This window comes from Thioclava dalianensis, from assembly GCF_000715505.1.
In the GTDB taxonomy this organism is placed as follows: Bacteria; Pseudomonadota; Alphaproteobacteria; order Rhodobacterales; family Rhodobacteraceae; genus Thioclava; species Thioclava dalianensis.
In genome coordinates this window covers 1-23,860 of the sequence record NZ_JHEH01000023.1, presented here as the reverse complement: position 1 = coordinate 23,860, position 23,860 = coordinate 1, and the positions used below count along the sequence as shown (strand labels likewise).

Sequence of the window (23,860 nt, the reverse complement as noted above, 5' to 3'; positions counted from 1 at the left end):
GGAGGCAGCGATGCTCGAACGGATCACAGGCTTTAAAGGCGCGATCCCGCGCATGAATGCGCGCCTCCTGCCCTCCGGCTATGCCACGGTTGCGCGCAACACCCGCCTTGAGAGTGGTGCGCTCGACCCCATGCAGGACGCGGAAGACGTAGCGACACTCGGGGCCGAAGCGCGCACGATCTACCGCTTCAACGGGCAATGGCTCTCGTGGATGGATGTGGTCGATGCCGTTCCGGGCCCGGTTGCGGCGGATCGCCTCTACATCACTGGCGACGGCAGCCCAAAGCTCTTTCAAGGCGGCACCAGCTACGATTTGGCGCTCAACCCGCCCGCCGACGCGCCCAGCATTGCAACAACCGGCGAGCTCCAAAGCGATGACCCGGAAGCTGAGACGATCCTCTACGTCTATACCTTCGTCACCGGCTTTGGCGAAGAAAGCCCGCCATCGCCCGCCAGCCGTCCGATCTACTACGGCGATGGCACGGTGGTGACAGTCTCGGGGTTCTCCCAGCCGCAGGCAGATCGAAACGTCTCTAAGATGCGAGTATATCGCAGCCAAACGGACCTTGCCGGAGCAACGACGCTCTATTTCGTCAAAGAGATCTCGATCAACAGCGTGAGCTTTGTCCATGATCTGGCGAACGATCCGATGCAGGAGCCGATAAATTCGGTCGATTATGATCAGCCGCCTGCCGACATGGTGGGTATTGTCTCGATGCCGAACGGCATGATGGCTGCGTTCTCAGGCAAACAGGTGCTGTTCTGCGAGCCCTATATCCCGCACGCATGGCCCGAGAAGTACCGGCTTCTCGTCTCCCATGATGTCGTCGGACTCGTAGCGCTTGGGTCAAGCCTGATCGTGCTGACCACCGGCACGCCATACATCATGCAAGGGACACATCCCGAGAACATGACCCAGACCCAGCTTGAGAGCGAGTTGCCCTGCCTATCGAAGCGCGGCATCGTGGATCTCGGCTATCAGGCTGTGTTCCCCTCGATCGAAGGTTTCGTGCAGATCGGGCCCGATGGCTCCGCCCAGGTGATCAGCCGACAGATCTTCTCAATCTCCGATTGGCGCGAACTGAACCCCACATCGATCACCGCGACGAACTATAATGGCCGATACATGTTCTCGTGGGCGGCACCGGTCGGCGGTGAGCGCTCGCTCGGCTTCATCGACATCACCGGGGACCGTCCGTTCTATGCAGCCGCAGACGCTTCCTGTGCGGGCTTCTGGCGTGATCTGACGACCGGATACGTCCACTACCTCGCGGGCAATGATACCGGCGCTCAGGTGAAGCGATGGGATGCGGGCTCCCCCCTTACTCAGGTGTGGCGCACGGGCAAGCTCTACTATCCTTCTATCACCAGCTTTGGTGTGATCATGATCGATGCGGATGGTGGCGGCACAACCCCTGAACTGACCTATCGCATCTATGCAGACGGCGCATTATTCGCGATCGGCAGCGCTGTGAATGAGGCAGCCCGGCTGCCTAACAATCTCAGCCAGAACTATGAGATCGAGATCGAAACCAATATGTCGGTCTCGATGATCCAAATGGCCGGCGACTTCAATGAGCTGATGGGGGGCTAAGGCCATGTCGTCAGTCATCATTGATCAGCGCCTCAAGGAGCTGGTGCAAATCCTGTCCGGGGAGCGCGGCAACGCGCAGGCCCGCGCCGTGCGCCTAAAGGAGCTCAACGGCATCTTGTCAGGCATGGCGAATGGAACTGTGAAGGTAGCGGCCACTGACGCTGCGCTAAACAGCGGATTGTCGAAAACCATTTCAGAAGCGCAAGGTCTGATCAACGAAGCAAAAGAAGCGGCCGATCAAGCCCGGCAGGCAGCGCAGGTCGTCTCGGACGATCTTGAGCAGTCTTCCGCCGCCACATCCGATAGAGTACGCCAACTCACGGAGCGGGCAGAAGACGAGATAGATCAAGCAAATCTCGACAATCTCAGCCAGACTTTCACCAGCTCATTTCGGCAAGATACGCTGAAATCGCAGTTTTCACTACTTCGGACAGAGCTAAAATCTGAGGTCGCGGGCGTACGCGCAACTCTGACGCAGGACTACCTAACTGCCGCAAATACGGCAGAGTCAATTGTGAGTGCGAAGCGAGAGTTTGTGACAACGATGTCGCAAAGCGTGGGCTGCCTCAAAGACGCTTTTCTCAACAGCGAGGATGCGAACAATTGGGTGCGGGTGGGCGCGCAGGGAGATCTCACAAAGGAGCCGGGCGAAACATTCATCGTCGGAACTGATTGGACGTTCGATCTTGCTTCTGGCGAAATAGATGGAATCAGGACGGATACCAGCGCAGATCAATGGGTCGGGGCGCTCAATGCCGATGCATATGCGCTGGAAATCCTCTTTACACTCAATTCTGGCTCTCTCAACGGCGCTCTGGCCACGATCGATTGGCAGGTATCTGGCGCTTCTCACAAGGCCGGTCTAAACTTTGCAGATGGTCTTAGCGGGCCGCTGACGATTGGCCAACAGATGCGCATATCTGCCATTGTTCAGCGACCGAGCGGAATCAGCGGCACCATCACCAAAAATGTGCTGACAGTTTTGGTGAATGGCTCCGATGGATCTGTAAGCCCCAGCTTGGCGCCATCGGCCAAGAATATCACCTTGCACGAGGTCAGTCTGCGCCCGGCCACGGCAGAGGAACAAGGCGGGGGGCTTGTTGACGCCAGAGTAACGCAGGAGACCAACGCGCGCTCGCAGGCCGATCTTGCGCTTGCCGACGATATCACATCGCTCACCGCAACACTGAACAGCACAACCTCATCCGTGAGCAGCAATGCCAGCGCTATCGCGGATCTTGAAGGAAATGCGCAGGCGCTGGTCTCCTTCCGAGCAAAGGCAGGATCAAGCGGAGCGCTTCTGGAGCTTGTTGCCCAATCGAACCCAAGCGGATCGGTTTCAGTCGCAAGGATCGCGGCGGTGAACATCCTTCTCGATGGCTCCGTCTATGCCCAGCACCTCGCGGCAAAATCGGTGACGGCAGACAAAATGAACGTTGGGACACTCAGCGCGATTACGGCGACGATCGGCGTTCTTAGGACCGCGACGACAGGGGCGCGAATGGAAATTAGGGACAATAAGATCAGCGTCTATGATTCAGCGAACACGCTGCGAGTTGTAATCGGAGACCTTAGCTGATGTCGTTTGGAATGCAATTCATCTCATCATCCGGTGTAGTTAGTGATTTGGTGACGAGCCAGATAGTCAAAGTGGCAACGCTGATCACTCCCTACGGGGGGAGTGGGACCATAACGATCCCAGAAGCTTTCGATGAGACGAAACACACAATAATAACATCGAGCATATTTATTAGGCTTACGGCAGCAGGAACAACAGTTTCGTATTCAAATGAAAATGCGGATTCCAGGTCTTCAAGTATAACATGGCATTTCCTGTTTCTGAGGTATTGATGGGTTACGGAGCAAAAATATATAATTCGGCTGGCGGTATAGTAGCTGACACCTCTTATCCGGTGATGTCGGTATTTGGTGTATCTCAATCAGTTGTCGCTGGGGTGGACACATACACTGGCTCAGATGGAAGCATTACACTCTACCGACATACGCATTCTGTCAGCAGCTTTAACCCAAGTCGTGGTGATCTTCTTTTACCTAGGATTGGCATTTCCGAGGGTCTTTTCCCGAATGTGTTAGGGCAGGATTACATCCTCCTCACACGCGGATCTCCAACTGATCTTGTCCATGTCGTACCTACTTATGTTCCAAGCCCTGATGGCTTTGGAATGGCTTTGTATGACGAAACAGGAAGAGTTACGTTTGTCAGTAATGGTGACACTTTGGATATCAAGGGATTTGCAAACGCGGCAATAACGAGTGCAAACGCTCAAAATAATGGTGTAATCGCGACAATCAACACTACAAGCGCAAACGCTGATTGTGCTTTTATATCGCCAGCTTTGTATGGAAGAAATATCGATGCTGGATCGCACTATATCCACGTTGCCCCAAAAATTGTCAGAACAACAAGCACCCAATGGAGAGTTTCCACAGTTGCTTTCGATTTCCCTGCTCAGATAACAAATATTATTACGTCAAATGCGTTTTCTTGCGCTATAGTTGCTGAGGTTTCATAGGATGAAGGAAAAACAATGAAACAGCTTTTTTGCGCGATCATCGTTATTTTTCTGGCGGCTCCGTCTACAGCGAGTGAATACAAGAAAAATTTTTGGGGCAATTGGGAATACACTGGAGAGGTTAACTCCCGCGCCGTTGATGCGTATACCAATGATGCACGAGTTGCTGTTGCGTCTGCCGCTTGGTGCCGGTCTGATTTTGTCGGTGAGATTGCATATCACCCAGAAAGCGGAAAGGTTATCGTCGTCAAGAAAAGTTACACCCCTTCTGCCCGCTACGATATGCTCGATGTGGTTAGGTATTTTCTGGAAAGACATCTAAAGGTCACAACCATGATCTACTTTGACAAGGCTCAGGGTGACGTTGTGATTTCTGAGCGTGTGTTTGGTGATCTCGGTGGCAAATCACGATACTTTTTGCTGCACAACATTGACGGAAGCACCGCGAACGTGAGTGGCCCCATAGGGGACGTATCAAGCCTTTGCCATCGCGGGTGACGCGATGGGTTTTATCTGCTAGAATTCACCATCTCCGCGCATGACGTGCGGCCAGCGTTCCGAACTTTTCCCGCGTGGCCACATGTCTGTAATCTCTGAGATCCTGCCCGAGCAAGATGCCTATCGCGCCCAAGTCGGCGCCGGGATGCGGCTATGCTTGACCGATACCGATCAGCCGACGCTTCTGGCATGGGCTGCGCAGCGTCTCCAGCTTTCAACCGGTCGGTGGCCTATGCAGGCCCGCGCTTTGGGCGTTTTCGACATCAAAGCCGACCGGTTACGCGCGGTGGTCGTGATTGTTCGCGTCTATGAGAGCTACTGCGATGTCCATGTCGCAACAGATGAATCGGCGGCGTGGGCCTCACGCAACATAATCAGCGGGCTTGCTGGATATATCTTCTGGCTCCTGCGCGTGGCGCGCATGCAGTGCATCATCGGCGCAGACAACGCCAAGGGGGTCAAGATACTTCGCCACCTCGGTTTCAACGAGATTGGAACCGTTCCGGGCGGCATGGACAACGGGCAGGATGGCATCATGTTTTCTATGCGCAAGCGCGACTGCCGCTGGCTCAATCTGAAAGGTGAAACTCATGGGTAATAGTGGAAGCGCTCCCAGCCCTGATCCTGCTATTGGTCAGGCCGCACTGGCAAGCGCGGAGCTTGGTCGTGACTATCTCGGATGGGCCGAAGATCAGGCCAAGATCACGAACAAATGGGCGGCTGATGATCGGGCGCGGTATACCAGCACTTTTGTGCCGTTGGAAAATGACTACATCGCAAACGCTCAAGCCGGGCCGGATTATGGCAAGGTCGCGGGCGATGTTACCCGTTCCGAGGCAACGGTCGCAAACCGTGCCGCTCTGGCAGCCGGGCAGCAGGAACGCCAGTTGCAGGCGCAGGGCGTCATGCCCGGCTCTGGGCGCTCGATAGATGGGACACGCAAAACGGCATTGGCGACCGAGCTCGCCACCGCAGGCGCGGGAAATGCGCAGCGCGTGGCATCCCGTACACAGGCCGAGGCAAAGAACGATTCCGAAATGGCAAACGCCATCAATCTCGGGAAAGGACTCGCCGTGAACCCTGCGACATCCATGGGGCTTTCGAATGGGTCTACTGCGTCTGGCTTCTCAGGTGCGATGCAGGGATATGGGCAGCAGGGAAACCTTCTGAACACCCAATACCAGCAGCAGATGAGTAGCTATCAAGCAAACCAAGCCAATCAGTCGTCACTTTTTGGCGGGCTTGGTTCTCTGGCTGGCATGGCCTTTTCATTGTCATCCAAGGACGCCAAAGAAAACAAGCGTCCAGTGCGCGGCGTTCTCGATGTCGTCAAAAAGATGCCGGTCGAAAAATGGAAATATAAAGACGGGATGGCCGATGGTGGCGAGCATATCGGACCCTATGCCGAGGACTTCCAGCGTGAGACCGGCCTGGGCGACGGCAAGCGGATCAACATCATGGATGCGGTCGGCGTGACCATGGGGGCAGTGAAAGAGCTCTCCGATAAGATGGATCGCGTCGAAAAACGACTTCCCACGCGCTCGGTGCGCAGCACCAAGAAGGCGATGGCATAATGGCTGCGGTTGGCTCTTTCCTCTCCGGCATGGGGAACGGCTTTTTCGCGGGCCGCTCGATCACAGACCGCAAGGCAGATCTTGCCTTGCGCGAGAAAGAACTGGCGAACAGAAATTCCGGGGGCGCGGCGCAGCGGAGCGTTCTCGGAGGGGCGACCGGTCCCAATCTATCCTCCTCCCAGAGCGGGGCCGGTCGTTCACTAAACCTCTCAGGCGGGATATCGGAGAATGCCCGCAGCGCCTATCAACGGCTCACCAGCAACGGAGTTTCCCCGGTGATGGCGTCTGCACTCGTCGGCAACATGATGCAGGAGAGCGGGGCCGGTTTGAATACCGGCGCTGTCGGCGACAATGGCAACGCTTATGGAGCGGGACAGTGGAACGGGCCGCGCAAGCGGGCATATCTCGACTTCGCGCAAAGCCGCGGCTCGAACCCAGATGATCTGAATACCCAAGTAGATTTCCTGCTTCATGAGGGGCAGACGAGCGAGAAAAGCGCATGGCAGGCCATCATGTCTGCAAATGACCCGCAGGAGGCTGCACGTATCGCCAGCAACAAGTTCTGGCGACCTGGCGTGCCGCATACTGAAAACCGCATGGCATATGCGCAAAAGATCTATGATGCGCTTGGACAGCAGCCAACCCATGAGACATCAGGTCGTTCAATCGTGGACGGCATGGGCACGGGGGATTACATGGTCGCGCGCTACGGCGGCGGGCGCTAAGGAGAGAATATCATGTCGGGTTTGGGTTCATTTATTCAGGGCGCCTTTCAGGGCTACCAATTCGGTGAGGGTGTGAAAGACACCAAACGCCGCCGCGCACAGCAAGACAAGGACTCGCAGTGGCAGGACGAAAGCCGAGGGCGCACCCGGTCGGTCTGGGATCAGCAGGATCAGGAGTTTTCTCAGCGGCAAAAGGCATGGGAACATCAAAACGCTGCGGCTGGCCGCCAAGAAGAGGAATGGCAGCGCGCAGACGCTGAACGCGCATTCAAGCAGGAGGCGTTTAAGGAGGCGCAGGACGGCTTTCAGAACCAGATGGACCCGCAGGGGAATCCAGCCGCCAGATCAGTGATCAGCGACGGGCAAGGCCCGGTAGATCGGCAGGTCACTACCGCGCCTGATAGCGAGATGCAAACTGTCGCCTCGGGTCAGCAGCAACGCCAAGATTACCCGACGCCTGCGCCGCAGCCGCGTTCAGTCGCTGAGGCCACGGCAACTATGCCGGGCCCCAATCCGCAGACAGAGCAACCAGCAGCTGGGATGCAGCCAATCGCACCAGCTGCAAGCACGCCGCCTCCTGACGATGGAGGCGCGCCGTCTGTCGAGATTGCAAAGGAAACCGCCCCTGCCCCGCGTAGCGTGACTGGCGGGCCAATCAGCGCTGCGCAGCGCGAGCGCGGCACCCAGAGCTTCATGACCTATTACCGCGAAAATGCCGCGCCCAAGATCGAGCAGTATTACCTCTCGCAGGGCGACACGCAAAAGGCTGATGCGTGGCGCAAGTGGATGGATGCAGGCCAGACCAAGAAGCACCTTAAATATTGGGCCGGGGCCGTGCAGGCTGCCGCAGTCGGAGATGATCAGGGCTTTATCGATGGCCTGCTTGGGGCATATGACCAGATTGATGATGGTTACACGATCCTGCGCGACAAATCCGGGCTGATCAAAGACGATAATGGCAACATCACCGGCGCCAAGGTCACTTTCAAGGATCAGAATACGGGCCGCGTCTTCTCGCAGGACATGTCGCAGGGCGATATCGTGCAACAGGGGATCTATGCGCTCTCGCCAGAACAGATGTTCGAAACGCTTTATGCGCAGACCACTGCAGCCACCGCCGCTCGTGCCAAACAACAGGCGGGGGATCAAGACTTTAACCGGAAGGTCCAGCTTGAGGTGCTGAAATCTCAACTCAGCGGGAATGGCATGACCCAGAAGGATATCGTCGGGAAAGTGATGGCGGAGGCTAAAGCGATCCGAGAGGCCAATGTGATCCGTGCCGAGCCGCTGACTGATGATCAGATCATCGCGCAATCTGTTGCCAACGTTTCAAAAACCCTGCAGCTGACGCAGCAGAGTTTCGGCCCGAATGGAGAGGTACGAACAGAGCCGCCCCCATATCGGTGATGTCCGCTTCCCGAAGCTACTGCCCTCTGCTATAGTGCGAGATACATAACCGCGCAGGATGTGCGGCCGCATCTCAACCTCTAGCACTGAGGCAGCCGTGGCACGCAATATCTTCGCATCTTCTCCGCTCGACAATGAAATCAACCGCCAAGCCGAAGCTGCCCAGCCGCGCAGCGTCATGGACGGCGTAAAGATCCCCGGAACCCCGCCGCAAGCGCCTGATACAGGGCCGGTCGATTTCCATGATATCGCCCGCGAAACGCAGGTTCCCTACAACGTCATCGAGGCGCTGACCAAGGCATCAGGCATCACCAGCGATGCTGAGCGCTCGAAGTTTGCGCGTGAAGCTGCAAGCCGGATCGGCAATGAGATGAAGGGCGGCGCTGATGTGAAGACCGCGCTGCACAAGATTTTGGGCGATGATGCCCCGGTGCAGGATCTTCTCGATGAAGCCCGTAAGCTCGCTCCGAGCAATCCCGCCGAGACGGCCCCGGACACTACAGAACCAGAAGAAGGTGGATTCGGTACTGGCGTCAAGCATTTCGGCCAGAACGTCGCCAATGCCGCTGTTGATATGGTCGCAACCGTTCCCGAGGCCGCAGCGATCAACCGGGCGAAGACGCAGGATACCGACGCACAGCTGAACGATCGGTGGGCCACTGACGCGCAGTCGATCTTTGCTGATGCTCTTGCTGATCCGAACATGAGCGAGGCCGACAAGCAGGCGTTGCGTGACAAGCAGGATCAGCTCTCGAAGGATTTTCAAGGAGAGGCCGACAAAACTAGATCAGATATCCGCTCTGCCACAGAAAGCGACATGTTCAAGGCGGGCGACCGGATCCGCGACGGCGCGAAGAGTGTCATCGGTGAGGCACCGCCATCTGACGGATGGTCGGCAGCGATTGCGCAGGGATTTGGTTCGACTGCGGGCTTTGCGCTCGCTGGCCTCGCGGCAGAAGCCATTGGCGGGCCCGTGGCTGGCACCGCGTCGATTGCAGCACTCGGATCCGCTGCGAACGGCGTGGGCGCTTACAAGGAGGCGAAGGCCAAAGGCGCAACCGAAGAGCAGGCCATGCAGGTCTATGGCTTCAATGCCCTCGTGGGCACGTCCGAGGCGCTGCCTATCGCGACCGCGCTCAAGATGATCAAGAACCCGATCCTGCGCCGCAAGCTCTCGAAGCGCGTTTTTGACTATTTTGCGCATGTCGGCGTCAACATGGGCGAGGAAGCCGTCCAAGAAGGCGGCCAGCAGCTGATGCAGAACCTGATTGCCAAGGGCATCTACGATCCCGAGCGCAACGTGTTCGAGGACGTGCCTGAAAACGCGCTGATCGGCGCGATCACTGGCGGCATCATTTCTGGCGCGGGTGGTCTGCGCCGCAGCCCCGAGGAGCGCGCGCTGGCGCGCAAGGAAAAGGCCGAGAAGAAGCGGGTGCAGGTCAGCGACCCCGGCGCTCCCAACGATGGCGAGATCTTGACCGTCGCGCCCGATCAGCCCGACCCGTCGATGACCTATGTTGAGCGCCCTGACGGCGAGACAGTCCCAATCGGCAATGATCTCCTCAAGCCGGTAGATGATGAATTTCAGCCGATAGACTATTCGGATGATCCGTCGCTCGCAGCTGATCAAGAATTTCTCGATCAGCCTGCGAAGATGAAAGACGCCACACAAGCCGCGCCCGGTGAACAGATCCCATCTGGACCGCTCGGGCGCGCGGCGGCGTTGGCCCCTGATGTGCAGTCTGCGGGCGCAGCTGAGGGTCAGTTTGTCACCATCAGCGCGCCCGGCGCCGCTGACTTCTCGGCGCAGTTCGTGGGCGAGGATTCGAACGGCATAAATCTCAAATATGAGGGCGGGCCGCTGCATATCCCGCGCTCTGAAATCGAGGATGGCGCGGTCACGATTATCCCGCAGAATGTGGCCGAGCAGAAAGCGACCCACGACGCGGCAAAGGCCAAGACTAAAACCGTATCCCCGCAAGACGACGCTATCGGCAGCGAGATCGACCAACTCACAAGCCACCTTACCACGCCGTTCAGCGATCAAGAACGCGCCGACGCAATCACGCGCGTTCAAAACGGCGCTGACCCGCTCGATGCTGTCCATGATACGATTATGGAAACGATGCGCTCGCTGACCAGCAAATCACTGGATGAGCAGCGGGATACGAGCAATGACGTGCCATTTGGAGATCCCGCGAGGCAGGAAGATGCACCCCAGCCCGCAACCGAACAGAAGGCAGAAAAGGAGCCCGATCAAGAGCCGATCAAGAAAGATCAGCCTATAAAACAGGACGTGGCCACGACGCCCGTGCCCGAGGTCAAGGATACGGTTCTTGCCGATGCCGTGTCAGCTGGCGAGGTCGCGCACACGACGAAGCGAGGCAAAGAGCTCACCGGCTACATTCTGCGCGGCGTGCCGAAAGCGCACGCCAATGAAATCGACAAGTACTCGTTCAAGAAGGACGGTGGCTGGTTCGTTCGTAAGGATGACCTTGCGAAGGCGCACCCGGATCTGATGGGTGATACCGCCGCGCCCGAGAGCGATACTGCCGCGCCGCAACCGGCCCCCGAGCAGGCGAAGAAGATCGATGAGGCTGCCGCCGAAGCGCACCCTGATCCCACGGACGGGCAAAAGGAGGCTGGCAACTACAAGATGGGCCATACGGCTTGGAACGGCGAAAGCCTGACCTTCGAGAACGCCAAGGGATCCGAGCGCAAAGGCACCGGGCCGGATGGCAAGGCATGGTCGGTCAAGATGCCCGCCCATTATGGCTACTTCAAAGGCACCGAGGGCGCGGACGGCGACCACATCGATTTCTACATGGGCGACAAGCCCGACAGCGATTATGTCATGATCGTTGATCAGGCCGACGAGAAGACCGGCAAATTCGATGAGCACAAGGTCATCATTGGCACGCCGAACCGTGAGGCCGCGCTCAAGGTCTATCGGGGCGGCTTCTCGGATGGGAAGGCCGATCACCGACTTGGCGGATTCCTTGAGACCAACGTGGCCGGTCTCAAGGACTGGCTGAACCCGGGCAGCGATCAGGAGGCGTTCAAGCGCCCGGCGAGCGGCGAACTGTCCTTCCCCTTCAAGAAGGCCAAGCCCGCGGCCGATATGGGCCAATCGGTTGACGAAACCGCAGATCAGGGCGCGAATGAGCCAGATCAGGTTGCAGAGCAAAATCCGCTGAACCCTCAACCGCATGGGCCGCGCCGCCTCGATTGGTGGTGGACGAATGCGAGTAAGGCAGACCGCAAGGCAGCGCTACGAGGCGCGGAACTCGATGAATCGCTTTCCTCGAAGCTGAGTGGTGAACTGCACGGCGCTATTCGGAGCGATCCCGAGGCATGGCACCGCCTAACGCAATCCGTCTTTGGCCCAGAGGCCCCGCCGAAACCGAAGACCAAACCGAAGCGCCAGAACGCAAAAGCCGCCCGCGCCGCGCGCATGGAGCGCCTGCGCGACTACTTCTCACCGGGCAATATCGTCCACGCCTACGGCGGCAGCGCGGATCGCGTGATCTCCTTCGATGAAGGCAAAGATGGCGATTGGTCCGTGAAGGTCGAAAGCGTCGTGAAGGATGGCGCGGGATGGAAGAAGAACCCAGCAGATGATCGGATTCGCACCCACCGCACTGAACCGGACGCCCGCGAGCTCAAGGCCGGGCCGCTGGAGCGCGCCGCCCCTGCCCCCGCGCCGGAGGCAGATCCCGAGCCGCAGGCGGAGAACAAATCAAATTGGGGCGCGAGCAATACCCTTGTGAGCGTTGACCGCGCCGCCGAGATCCGTGCGAAGCTGGCCGGGAAACTCCGCAATCAGCTGAACTCAGGCGTTGACCCTGAAATCTTGGCGCTTGGGACCGAATTGGCCGCGTTCCACATGGAGGCTGGCGCGCGCAAGTTCTTGGATCTTGCTAATGCGATCGCGCGCGATTTGAGCACTACGCCGGCCAAGCTGCGCCCCTATCTGCGCGCATGGTATAATGGCGCCCGCGACATGATGGAGGATCATGGCGTCGATATCGCTGGTATGGATGGGCCAGACGCTGTTGCAAAGCAGGTCAAGGAGATTGCAGCGCAGGGTGAAACAACAGCACCCACGGCGAAATCTGCCCCTCAGAAGCCGACAGAGGGCGAGAATACGAAGGCCCGCCGGGATATTGACGAAAATGCAGGTCGACCCGATGTATCAGAGGATGGTAAGCTCGATCCGAACGAAAAGGGCCAGACGGATGAACAACGCGGCGATCAAGCAAGAGATCAAGGAGCACTGGCAGGCCGGGGCGCCGGATCGCGACTGGACGCAAAACGACAGCCTGATGGTGGATCGCGTGACGATGGACGCGGAGAAGGCAATGAAAACCGCGCGCCAAGAGCTCCCGGGGATGACGCGCCGCGAGGCGTGGGAGACGGTTCGTCCGACCTATCTGGAACCGTGGCCCGAGAGCCCGAGCAGCCTGCAACCGAAAACTTCGTAATCACGGATGATTTTCCCTTGGGCGAAGGCACCGAGGGGAAAAAGCTTGAGGCAAACCTTGCTGCGCTGCGCCTACTGCGCCAGCTCGACAGCGAGAAGCGCCAAGCCACACCAGACGAACAGGCAGTTCTCGCTCGCTGGGTTGGATGGGGCGGTCTGAAAACCGTCTTCGACGGCAAGCACAAGGGCAAAACGAACCAATGGGGACGCGCGCAGGCTGAGCTCCGTTCGCTTTTGACCTCTGACGAATATTACGCTGCCATGCGCTCTACCAATGACGCGCACTATACCTCCCGCCCCGTCATTAAGGCGATGTGGCGCGCGATGCGTAATTTCGGTTTTGAAAAGGGGCGCGCGCTCGAACCCACAATCGGCAGCGGCAACTTCCTTGGCCTTCAACCCGCCGATATGGCGCGGGGCACCGAATGGTATGCCGCCGAGCTCGACCCGATCACGTCAGCCATCGCCAAGCAGCTCTATCCGCAGGCTACGATCTACGGTGACACAGGGTTCCAAGATGCGCCGTTGCGCGCAGGCGCCTTCGATGTGGCAATTGGCAATCCGCCTTTTGGATCCACCCAGATCAAGAGCGATATGCACCCTGATCTCGGTTCGATGAAGGTCCACAACTATATCATCGCAAAGACCGGGCAGCTTCTGCGTGAAGGCGGCGTGATGGGGATGGTGGTCACTCACCGCTTTCTCGACAACGCAAATGCAGAGGCGCGCAGCAAGCTCGCGCCGAAATTCCGCTTCCTTGGGGCAGTTCGGCTGCCCAACACGGCGTTTCTCGACAACGCAAACACCAGCGTCGTCACAGATATCGTTTTCTTCCAGCGGCGCGCGGAGGGTGACAGCGCGGGCGATACCTCGTGGCTCAAGGTCGATCAGGATGGTCCCAACGGAACGAAGCTCAACGGGTACTTCGCTAAAAACCCTGAGATGATACTTGGCCGCGCGGCGATGGACGGCGAGATGTATGCCAATCGCGTCAAACCCGGCGAGGAGCGCAGAGAGTTCACGGTGCATCCCGATGGCCGCGATCTGGAAGCCTCGCTGACCGACGCCATCGATAGCATCAAGGCGACCCTGCCCACGCGCGAGCAGGCGCTTGAGGACGCAGCCACTGCCCCGGCCACGTCTTCCAGCCTCGCCTATGGCGAAATGGCGCTCGACGACAGCGGAAAGGTCATGCGCGGCGAAAGCGACCCGATGGGCGGGCGCTTTGTTGAGGAGATCACCCCTGATACCTTCTGGCGTGACCAAGCGGAGGCATCCGCCGATCTGATCGGAGCAATCGACGCCCTGCGCGAGATGGCAAAGAGCGGCGCCGATATTGCAAATGCTCGCCAAGAGGCGCTGAACCATGCGCAAAGCGCGGGCGTCGTGGATCTTGCTGGCGATCCTCTTCCCCAGAAAACGAAGTTCATGCAGGCGCTGGCCGATGAACTGCCGAACCTGCTTTCGAGCGATGATCTAAGCCCGGGCGCGGCGGCGGCGCTCGATACCTTCCGAACGCGTGTCGAGGCTAAGCGTCTTGGCCGTGATGGTTTTGACCGGCTCTCGGCCATCCTCAATCTGCGCCAGAAGGTGAAGGCACTGATCCGCGCCGAGCGCAACGATCACCCGGATATGGAGACGCTTCGGGCTGATTTGAATAAGGGATACAGGCGCTTCAAGACGAAGTACGGATTCCTCAACAGCTCGAAGAACGAGGCTATTCTGCGCGGCGATGTAGGCGCCGAGATGGCGCTTGAGCTCAACTACAAGCCCGCGCGTGATGGACGAGAGGAATCGGCCCGCCCGGCACCGATCCTGTCAAAGCGCGTGATCTATCCGCATAAGCTCCCGACCAACGTGGCCAGCGCAGCTGATGGCCTGCACATCTCCATGCAGGAGCGCGGATATATCGATCCGGGGTTCATCGCATCGCTCGCCAACTCCGATGTGGAATCGGTCGTTTCCGAGCTGACAAGCGGTGCAAACCCGCTGATTTTCAGAAATCCTGCGACAGATCGCTATGAGCTGGCCGAGGTCTATCTTTCCGGCAACCTCGCAGAGAAGATCCAGCAAGCGGAAGACGCGGGCCTTCGCCAACAGATTCCGCACCTGAAAGCGGCGATGCCGCCGCCAAAGACTGCCGATCAGGTGACACCCTCGATCCGCTCGATGTGGATGCCGCCTTCCGTCTATCAGCAATTCCTTTCGGCGCTTGGCTACTCAAGCCCGAAAGTTGGCATCTACCAGAATGCCGGGATCGCGACCGTGAACTATAGCGGCTATGCGGCCAACGATTTCGGGCGCCAGTTCTCGACCGACCGCATGGAGCCCGGCAAGATCTTTGAAGCGGCGATCAAGGGCAAGGCGCCCGTGATCTACGATACCGTGCGCGATGAGAAAGGCGAGAAGCGCGTCAAGAATGCGGATGCGACACGCGAGGCTGTGACCGCATATGAACGGATCGGAGATGAATTTCCGAAGTGGGCGATGGCAAACCCAGAGCGTGCCCAAACTATTCTCGATGCCTTCAATGAGAAGGTGAACGTCGTCACGGAGCGGAAATACGATGGTGTGCGCTATCTGCGCACCGTGGGCGCATCACCTGAGATCTCCCTGCGCAATAGCCAAAAGAACGGGGCTTGGCGCATGATCCAAGATCCGGTCACGCTTCTGCATCATGTCGTGGGCGCGGGTAAAACCTTCACCGCGATCACAGGCATCATGGAGCGCAAGCGCATGGGCCTGACCAACAAGGCCGTGGTCGGAGTGCCTAACCACCTGACCGGACAGTGGGGCAAGGAATGGCTGGAGATGTATCCCGCCGCCAATATCCTTGTGCCGACCGAGAAGGACTTTGAACCTGCCAACCGCGCCAAGTTGATCAACCGTATCGCCACGGGTGACTTCGATGCGGTGATCATTGGGCACTCGCAGCTCGTGAAGATCGAAAACGACGACACCGTGACCAAGGATTACATTGCCGAGCAGCTAGAGGAACTAGAGGCGGCAATGCAGGCCGCAAAGGAAAATGGCGACAGCCGCCGCACGGTCGGGCAAATGGGCCAGAGGATCAGCACGCTGCAAGACAAGCTCAAGCGCCTAGACGAAAAGGCCGCAGCGCGCGCAGATTCCAACATCATCCCGTGGCATGAGCTCGGCGTCGACTATTTGGCGCTCGATGAAGCGCAGGAGTTCAAGAACCTCGAATATTCCACCACGGCCAGCCAGCTCGTCGGGATGAACCCACCGGCAGGATCTGAACGCGCATTCGATCTTCTCATGAAAGTGCGTTCGCTCCAGACGATGAAGAACGGCGGCGTGGCCTTCCTGACAGGCACGCCGATCTCAAACAGCCTTGTCGAGATCTATTCCGTGATGAAGTACCTGATCCCGAAGTCGATGAAGGCGATGGGAATTGCGCACTTCGATGCATGGAAGGCGTCATTCATCCAAGATCAGACCCGGTTCGAGTATACCGCCTCGATGCAGCTAAAAGAGCGCAACGTGATGGCGGGGATGATCAATCTCGGACCTCTCGCCCAGCTCTACCGCTCGTTTGCCGATATCGTCATGCGCCCGGAGGTTGAGCGCATGTACCGCGAGCAGATGGAGGCGAAAAACGCCGCGGAGAAAGACCCGTCCAAGCACGTTTCCACGCGCTTCCCGACGCCAAAGGTTAAAGGCGGTGGCCGCCGGATCGATCTTGCGCCCCCGACCCAGAAGATGACCGAGTTCGTGCGCTATCTCGTCATGCGGATGGCCGGAATCCAGCGCAACAAGAGCGACAAGGAATATCCGAAGGTGGATAACCCGTTGTGGGTGCTTTCGGACGCGCGAAAGGCCAGCGTTGACATTCGCACGATCGATCCAACGCTGGGGCGTGAAGAAGGCGCGAAAGTCACACGCGCAGCCGACCAGATCATGCGCAACTACAAGGCCAACACCGAACGGCGCGGCACTCAGCTTGTGTTCTGCGACATGTCCACACCCAGCAAAAGCGCTGAAAAAGAGGCGAAACGGATCATCCGTGAAGCTTCCGGCCTGCTTGACATCAAGGGTGCGAAGCTCAAGGAAACGCTTGCCCAGAGTGCTGATAAGTCATTCGCCTCTCAGTGGGCGGATCTCGTGGACCAGCTCGACGCCACAACTTCAAGCCCTGCGACAAGCGACAAGAAGCGCGACCAGATTGAGCAATGGATAAACGGCGCCGGGCAAGACGCGCCCGCCGCCATGTTCACCGCTGACACGGGCTTTTCCTTCTACGATGACTTGCGGTCGATCCTTATCGACCGTGGGATCCCCGAAAAAGAAATCGCCTTCATTCATGACTACAACACCACGCCGAAGAAGAAGGATCTCTTCGAGAAGGTGAACGAAGGTCAGGTGCGCGTTCTGATCGGCTCGACCCAAAAGATGGGTGCGGGAACGAACGCTCAAAAGCGCCTCGTCGCGCTGCATCATATCGATGCACCGTGGCGTCCCTCAGACATGGAGCAACGCGAAGGGCGGATCATTCGACAAGGCAACATGTTCTACGAGGCTGACCCTGACGGCTTTGAAGTCGAGATCACTGCATACTCGACCGAAAAGACCGCCGATGTGGTGCAGTGGCAGATCCTAGAGCGCAAAGCGAAGGGGATTGAGACATTCCTAAACGCCGCGACCGACAAGCTCGAAGAGGACTCGGGCGATGCGGACCAATATGCACAGTTCATGGCACAATCGACCGGCAAGCGGATCTTCCTCGACAAGATGACTGCCGAGAAGGAGCGCGACACAGCGCGCGCCGAGATCGCCAATGATCTGCGCAGTGAGGCAGAGGCTCGAAACTTCCTTGATGCCTTCGACCGAAACCAGAAGGTGCGGCGCGAGGCTATCGCAACGTATGGGCCAGTGACGAAGATGGCGGGGCCGAAAGGATCCGACACATATCTCGCTGATTGGAAAGGAAAGATCGCGGCCTATTTTGCGGCACGCGAGAAGAACGACGCGGAGGCCGAGGCTATCCGGGCGCGCAACAAGGACAAGCCGCGCAAGGAATGGGAAAAGCTACCACCGAAGCCCGAAGCGCCGAAGCGCTGGCAGGAACGCCCCAGCAATCCTTATGAGGCGAGCGTCTATGACACGCTCTCCAAGCTGCAAAGGGCTGCGCACAATGGTCAGGCGGAGATCTCGATCCCATATGGCAATGGCGCCGAGATCCATGTTTTTGCGCGCGGCGACGGAAGTGATCTTGTGGCCTATTCGGTGGCGCTGGGTGCAAATGCTGATGTGGCTGGGTTTGATCTGCATGATGGAATGTCAGTTGCAGCAAAGGATTTCCGAAATTCCGACAAGCTCTTGAGCTCGTTCGACCCTGAGAACATCTCATATCGGGCCGGAAATCTCGTTTCCGCAAATGAGCGCGCGCTCTCGCGCAGTGCAGAACTCCGTCAGCAGATGGAGGCGATCATCGCAAAAGGCGTGGATCGTTCGAAGGTAGAGCGCGCCGAGCAGCGCGTGGCCGAGCTCAGCGCACTGGCGCGCGTGGAAGAGGTGAAATTTGCCCAAGAGACGGCAAACGCTGGTCCGAACCATTTTGCGCTGTTGGATGACAAGGGGCGCAGCTTGGTCAACGACGATGGCGCGAAGCCGATCACGGGACAATTCCAGTTCCAATTGGCCGGCAGGCAGTATTCGTCGGAATGGGGCGCCCCTGCCGCAAATCGCGAGCGTATCGAGGGCAGCGACCAGTTCGGGCAAGTCGGGTACTTCGAGGCCGAGGACATGGACAGCCACGAGCCTGTTATCGTCAAGGCGATCAAGCATGAGGGCAAGGACGGGGGGCCCGAACGCTGGGAGCCGCTTGATGTCTTCGATCAACCAACTGAGGGTGAACCCGACGCCAAATATCAGCGTGACATGGATCAAGAGCCGGTCGCACGCCTGACTGGCGACGAGCTTGGAGAGTGGAGCGACATTCGCCAGCTCGGGAAGAAGGCGTATGCTTGGTATAGGGAAAACCTGACCGACAAGACCGTCACCAATGCTGAAACGGGGTGGCAGATTGGTTTCGATGGCGTTGGCGCGAAGAAGGTCAGCGGTCGCAAGGGGGATGTGCTCTATCGCCTCGTGCCTGCGATCGAACAAATCTTGCAAAAGGGTCGATTGGTTTCGTCGGAGAATGACAAGCGCGCGCGTCAGGAGATATTGGCAATTCACAAGTTCTCCGCCGATGTTAAGATGGGTGGACAGACTTATTCTGTGATTGCCACGGTCCGCCAGAAACGCGACGGAACCTATCACTACGATTTGTCGATGGATCGCGGGGCCAGCGGCTTTTCAACCGCCACGGCCCAGGACAAAAACTCCCGCGCTTCGGCATTGGAAGGCGACCCCGCTCCGATAAATTTGGAGATTGCGGACGAAAAAGTCAAGATGCTGCCCCGCGAGCGCGTGGAAATGCGCCGGATCTCGCACGATCTAAACAGATTGGCTGCGGAGGTTGGCATCTCTGGGAAGGTGACGGCAACCGCCGTGCGCGGCCTATTCGATGCCGCAGGCACGCCGATCCGGGGCCGCTACCATGCCGGGCGGGTGGAGATCGACGCGGACGCGGCAGATCGGGCGCGAGTGATGGATCACGAGATCATACACGCGCTGCGTGATGCGAAGCTGTGGGATCGGCCCTATGGTCTTTTCACCCGCGCCGAGTGGCAGACCTTGATCGCGGCGGCACGCCAGCGAGACGATCTGCGCAAGCGGGTGGCACAGGCGTACCCGGATCTCAGCCAGAGCAACCAGCTCGAAGAAGTTATCGCTGAGATGTATGCTGAACACGGCGACAAGGCGCGAACGGATAACTCCGTGCTCGGCCGGGCGCTTGGAAAGGTCCGCGCGTTCCTCCGGGCAATCGCAACGGTCCTGCGCGCTCATAGTGCGCCCAATGCCGCGACGATCTTTGATACTATTCGTGGCGGTGCTTTCACTCCGCGCGCCGCGCCGACGGACGTTCAGAGCGCGCCCGGTCGTTTTGCGAATGCCCAACCATACTCGGATTCCGAAATCGCGAAAGAGGCGCGGCGTCTTCCGCCCAGCCTGTCGACACTGCCGCCCTTCAAAGGCAGATCCATGCTTGCCGCCCGCAAGCACTTCGTGCGCTATGCGATGACGAATGCCATGGATGGTGCAGGCGGGTTCTCGTCGCTATCGCTTATTCCCGGTCGCGCCCTGATCGCGGAGATGGGCCGCAACATTCCAGCGGCCCAGACCTATCTCGCGCTCAAGGAGAAGATGGATACCCTGCGCAACGAGATGCACGAGAAATACAGCAAGACCACACAAGAGTGGCGGAAGCTGACCAAGCTCGGCAAGGAAAACATGACCGCGCTGATGGATCTGATGCACGACGCGACGATTGAAGGGATCGACCCATCCCTACCCTTCATTGCAAAATCGGAGCCGCGTGACCCGTGGCTTGTCAATCGCTATGGCCTTCAATCGAAGACTGGCAAGGAAGCCTCTGAACGTATCGCCAGCGACGAGACGCGCCGCAGTGGTTACGCGCTTCTCAAAAAGCGTTTCGACGCCCTGCCAAAGGAATTTCAGACGCTGTTTTCGCGGGTGCGCCGCGACTATGAACACCTCAACAGCGACTTCCAAGAGGCGGTCGAATACAACGCCAAAAAGGCGATGGAATACAGCGTCAAGCGTGCAGAGCGCGAGCATGCGAAAATGATCGATCAGATAGCCCGAGACGGCCTGACCGGGCGGGCGAAGGCCGAGGCGCTGGCCGAGGCTGATGCAATGCTTAAAAGCGCGCAGATGCGCGGTGAGTGGGGCAAAGCCGGGCGGATCCGCGAATTGCGCGCCAAGTTTGAGAGCAATAAGCTAGAAGGCCCGTACTTCCCGCTCGCGCGCTTTGGAAACTTTTTCGTCACCGCGCGCGACAAGGACGGTCAGGTCGTATCGTTCTCGAAATTCGAGAATGAAAAGGATCAGGCTGCCGAAGCGAAGGCGCTCCGCGCCGAGGGCTATGAGGTTCAGACCGGAGTCATGAGCCCGAAGACATCGCGCGAGATGGTAGATCCGAGCTTCGTGGCAGATGTCGAACAGATGCTATCTGGATCCGGCGTTGGTGACGATATCCTCGATGCGATTTGGCAGCGCTGGCTTCAATCGCTGCCGGACTTCTCGGTGCGCAAGAGCAAGATCCACCGCAAGGCAACAGCGGGATACAGCGGAGACGCGATGCGGGCATATGCCAGCCATATGTTCCATGGATCGCACCAGCTTGCCCGCCTGCGCTATGCGGTGGACATGCAGGAAGCGCTTGAGAACGCCGAGAATGAGGCGGCACAGTCTGACGATCCGAACCGCAGCGGTCTCGTCGTGCGCGAGATCAGGTTGCGCCATGATTTCGTGATGAATCCGAAGGGCTCGAAGCTGGGCCAGCGCATGACCACTGGCGCCTTTATCTATTTCCTTGGGGCGTCCCCATCGGCAGCCGCGGTGAACCTCACGCAAACGACTGTGGTCGGCATCCCTGTGCTGGCTGCGTTCCATGGTAAAAAGACCGGGTTTGCAGTCGCGGCGCGCGAGTTGAACCGCGCGATGGGAGATTTCGTGCGCGGCAAGGGCCATGCTGGGAAATCCTCTCGCTTGAACTCGAACGAAAAACAGGCGCTCAAGGAAGCCTATGATCTGGGAACGATCGACAAGAGCCAATCGCACGATCTGATGGGGATCAGTGATGCCGGGATCGAATACCGCCCTGCCCGCGCAGCGGTGATGGAGAAGATCTCGTATCTCTTCCACCATGCTGAGCGGCTGAACCGCGAAGTGACATTCCTAGCTGCCTATCGGATGGCGCGCGACAAGGGTTTTGACCACACCACAGCGGTCGAAAAGGCGGCAGACCTGACTTGGAAAACCCATTTCGATTATCAGAACTCGTCGCGTCCCCGGATCATGCAGAACGATTTTGTCCGCGTGGCAGCCGTCTTCCGCAACTTCAACGTCAACATGCTCTGGCGTCTGTTCCGCGACATGCATCAGATGGTGAAGGGCGAAAGCCCCGAGATCCGGCGCGAAGCCCGGTATCAGCTGATCGGCATCACCGGATCGCTGTTCTTGCATGCCGGTATTCGCGGCGTCTGGGGCTATGGCTTGCTTACCGCGCTGCTCGGCTTCTTCTTCGATGATGGCAAGGACGAGCTCGAACAGGATATCCAGCGGACCTTGGTGGAAACGCTGGGCCACGACGCCGCCGGGATGATTTTGAACGGCGTGCCCGGCCACCTTCTCGGGATCGATCTGACCAACCGGATTGGGATGCCTGATCTGTGGTTCCGCTCGCCAAATCGGATTTTGGAAGGCCAAGACGCTTATGAGTATTGGGTAACGCAGGCTCTGGGTGCGACATTCGCAATCGGCGGCAACGTCGCGCGCGGATGGGATCAGGTCATGAACGGCGACATCATGCGCGGTCTCGAAACCATGTCGCCCAAGGTCATCAACGATATGTTCCAAGCTGCCCGGTTTGCCCGCGAGGGCGCGCTCAACCGGAACGGCGATGCGATCATGGACCATTTCAGCGTGCCTGAGACGCTGGCTGTGCTTCTCGGCTTCACACCGGCGCGGCTGACCGAGCAGTACGAGAAGAACAGCACCATGAAGCGGATGGAGACCCGCATTCAGGACCGGCGCGGGAACATCCTGCGCGAGGTGCGGACGGCGCTTCTGGATCGCAAACCCATCACCGACAAGATGCGCAAAGCGATTGCCGACTTCAACGAGCACGCCCCGCCCAGCTATCGGATCGATGGCAGCACGATCCGGCGCTCGCTCAAAGCCCGGATTGCGTCGTCGCGCAATTCGAAGGGCGGGATCTACATCTCGCCAAGCCTGCGCGGCTTCATCGACCGGGAGCTTGCTCCAGACATCTATGGCAGCGAGTGACTTTCAGGACGGCGCGCGATGTGGTATAGAGGCAGAAACCACGCGCAAGATGTGCGTTATTCACTCTCGGCAGTCGAATAGCGTCATCCGTTTTGCGTTCGCCTGCCCCTTTTAGGGCCAAGACATGGCAACGTGGTATCGCACCGGGACAGTGAACTTGACCAACGGCAGCACGGCTGTCGTTGGCGCTGGAACTGAATTTAGCGCCAATGCTCTCGTCGGTGACGCAATCCACCTTCCGGGCGCTTCCATCCGAACCTATGAGATTGTCTCGATCACCAGCGACACGGAGATCGAGATCTTTCCCGCGTTCGACGGCCCGTCCGTGGCGGGTGCGGCCTATGCCATCCAGCCCACGCGCGGGATCCTGCAGCAGTTCAACAGCCAAGTCTCCGCATGGATCGCGGCGCAGAAGGGATATATCGACGGGCCGCTATCCGGCCTATTTGATGACGGCACCGCAGATTTTCCCGGCATTGCCTTTGAAAATGAGGCTGGACTAGGCGCACGGCGCGTCGGGCCCGGCACGGGCGCGCTTGTTGCGGGCGGGGCCGATATCATCAAATGGTCGAGCGCGGGCGCGGTGCTGGCGGGATTGCTGACCGGTACGGCAGTGCAGCAATCTGCAACCGATACCACGGCGGGGCGGCTGTTGACCGTAGGCGCAGGGGGTATCGTGGGGCAAATCATTGAGTTTTCTGGCAATATAGATGATCCGGATCAGATGCCGTCAGGTTTCTATCGTGTTCAAGGGGTAGCCACGGGAACCAAGCCAGATGGTCTAGCCGCATTTAATATGATTGTGATGCGGCGGGGTCAAAGCAGCCCCTATTCCCAGACGTCTCAATTTGCCACGTCAACAATTGGCATGCTCTACAGGGAATGGAATGGCACTTCTTGGGGGGCATGGAGTATTCGAGATGAATACGGGTCGAATGCAAATGGGGAGTATATTCGTTTTGCCAATGGCACTCAAATTTGTACCACTGTGTTGTCGGGTATCAACGTTAATATTGCGCTAGGAGCCATTTATTTTTCAGACGCAATTACGGCCCAAATGCCAGCACAATTTGTATCATCTCCCTATTCCGCTGGATCGATGTCGG

The 23,860-nt window shown here is 58.5% G+C and carries 9 protein-coding genes and 1 pseudogene; all 10 read left to right on the top strand.

The features are described 5' to 3' along the window. Window positions 1-10: 10 nt before the first annotated feature. Window positions 11-1,594, top strand: a complete 1,584-nt coding sequence (locus tag DL1_RS15140; RefSeq protein WP_051693597.1) for a hypothetical protein — start codon at window positions 11-13, stop codon at window positions 1,592-1,594. A 4-nt stretch (window positions 1,595-1,598) separates the two neighbouring features. Next, window positions 1,599-3,173 (top strand): hypothetical protein, encoded by a 1,575-nt coding sequence (locus tag DL1_RS15135; protein WP_038067954.1) that lies wholly within the window; start codon window positions 1,599-1,601, stop codon window positions 3,171-3,173. Window positions 3,174-3,417: 244 nt separating this feature from the next. Then, a complete protein-coding gene (locus DL1_RS21665) occupies window positions 3,418-4,128 on the top strand; it encodes a hypothetical protein (RefSeq protein WP_143081715.1) in 711 nt (236 codons plus the stop codon). Window positions 4,129-4,143: 15 nt separating this feature from the next. Then, complete coding sequence (locus DL1_RS15130; protein WP_038067953.1) at window positions 4,144-4,626, top strand: hypothetical protein; 483 nt, start codon at window positions 4,144-4,146, stop codon at window positions 4,624-4,626. Window positions 4,627-4,783: 157 nt separating this feature from the next. Continuing rightward, complete coding sequence (locus DL1_RS15125; protein ID WP_143081716.1) at window positions 4,784-5,224, top strand: hypothetical protein; 441 nt, start codon at window positions 4,784-4,786, stop codon at window positions 5,222-5,224. Further along, window positions 5,217-6,200 (top strand): tail fiber domain-containing protein, encoded by a 984-nt coding sequence (locus DL1_RS15120; protein ID WP_051693596.1) that lies wholly within the window; start codon window positions 5,217-5,219, stop codon window positions 6,198-6,200. Before DL1_RS15125 ends, DL1_RS15120 begins: the two co-directional genes overlap by 8 nt. Continuing rightward, window positions 6,200-6,925: a phage tail tip lysozyme gene (locus tag DL1_RS15115; protein ID WP_038067949.1), complete on the top strand. Its 726-nt coding sequence runs from the start codon at window positions 6,200-6,202 to the stop codon at window positions 6,923-6,925. Before DL1_RS15120 ends, DL1_RS15115 begins: the two co-directional genes overlap by 1 nt. A 12-nt stretch (window positions 6,926-6,937) precedes the next feature. Next, on the top strand, window positions 6,938-8,332 hold the full coding sequence (locus DL1_RS15110; protein WP_038067947.1) for a hypothetical protein: 1,395 nt from the start codon (window positions 6,938-6,940) through the stop codon (window positions 8,330-8,332). A gap of 97 nt (window positions 8,333-8,429) precedes the next feature. Next, entirely contained in the window at window positions 8,430-22,754 is a 14,325-nt protein-coding gene (locus DL1_RS20965) for a PLxRFG domain-containing protein (protein ID WP_051693595.1), read from the top strand. Window positions 22,755-22,911: 157 nt separating this feature from the next. Next, window positions 22,912-23,860, top strand: a pseudogene (locus DL1_RS15095) (hypothetical protein); the annotation flags it as partial.

Bases quoted from the DNA above. Each gene is read 5' to 3' on its own strand.
- DL1_RS15130 (WP_038067953.1), top strand. From the start codon at position 4,144: ATGAAACAGCTTTTTTGCGCGATCATCGTTATTTTTCTGGCGGCTCCG.
- DL1_RS21665 (WP_143081715.1), top strand. From the start codon at position 3,418: ATGGCATTTCCTGTTTCTGAGGTATTGATGGGTTACGGAGCAAAAATA.
- DL1_RS15140 (WP_051693597.1), top strand. From the start codon at position 11: ATGCTCGAACGGATCACAGGCTTTAAAGGCGCGATCCCGCGCATGAAT.
- DL1_RS15115 (WP_038067949.1), top strand. From the start codon at position 6,200: ATGGCTGCGGTTGGCTCTTTCCTCTCCGGCATGGGGAACGGCTTTTTC.
- DL1_RS15135 (WP_038067954.1), top strand. From the start codon at position 1,599: ATGTCGTCAGTCATCATTGATCAGCGCCTCAAGGAGCTGGTGCAAATC.
- DL1_RS15120 (WP_051693596.1), top strand. From the start codon at position 5,217: ATGGGTAATAGTGGAAGCGCTCCCAGCCCTGATCCTGCTATTGGTCAG.
- DL1_RS15110 (WP_038067947.1), top strand. From the start codon at position 6,938: ATGTCGGGTTTGGGTTCATTTATTCAGGGCGCCTTTCAGGGCTACCAA.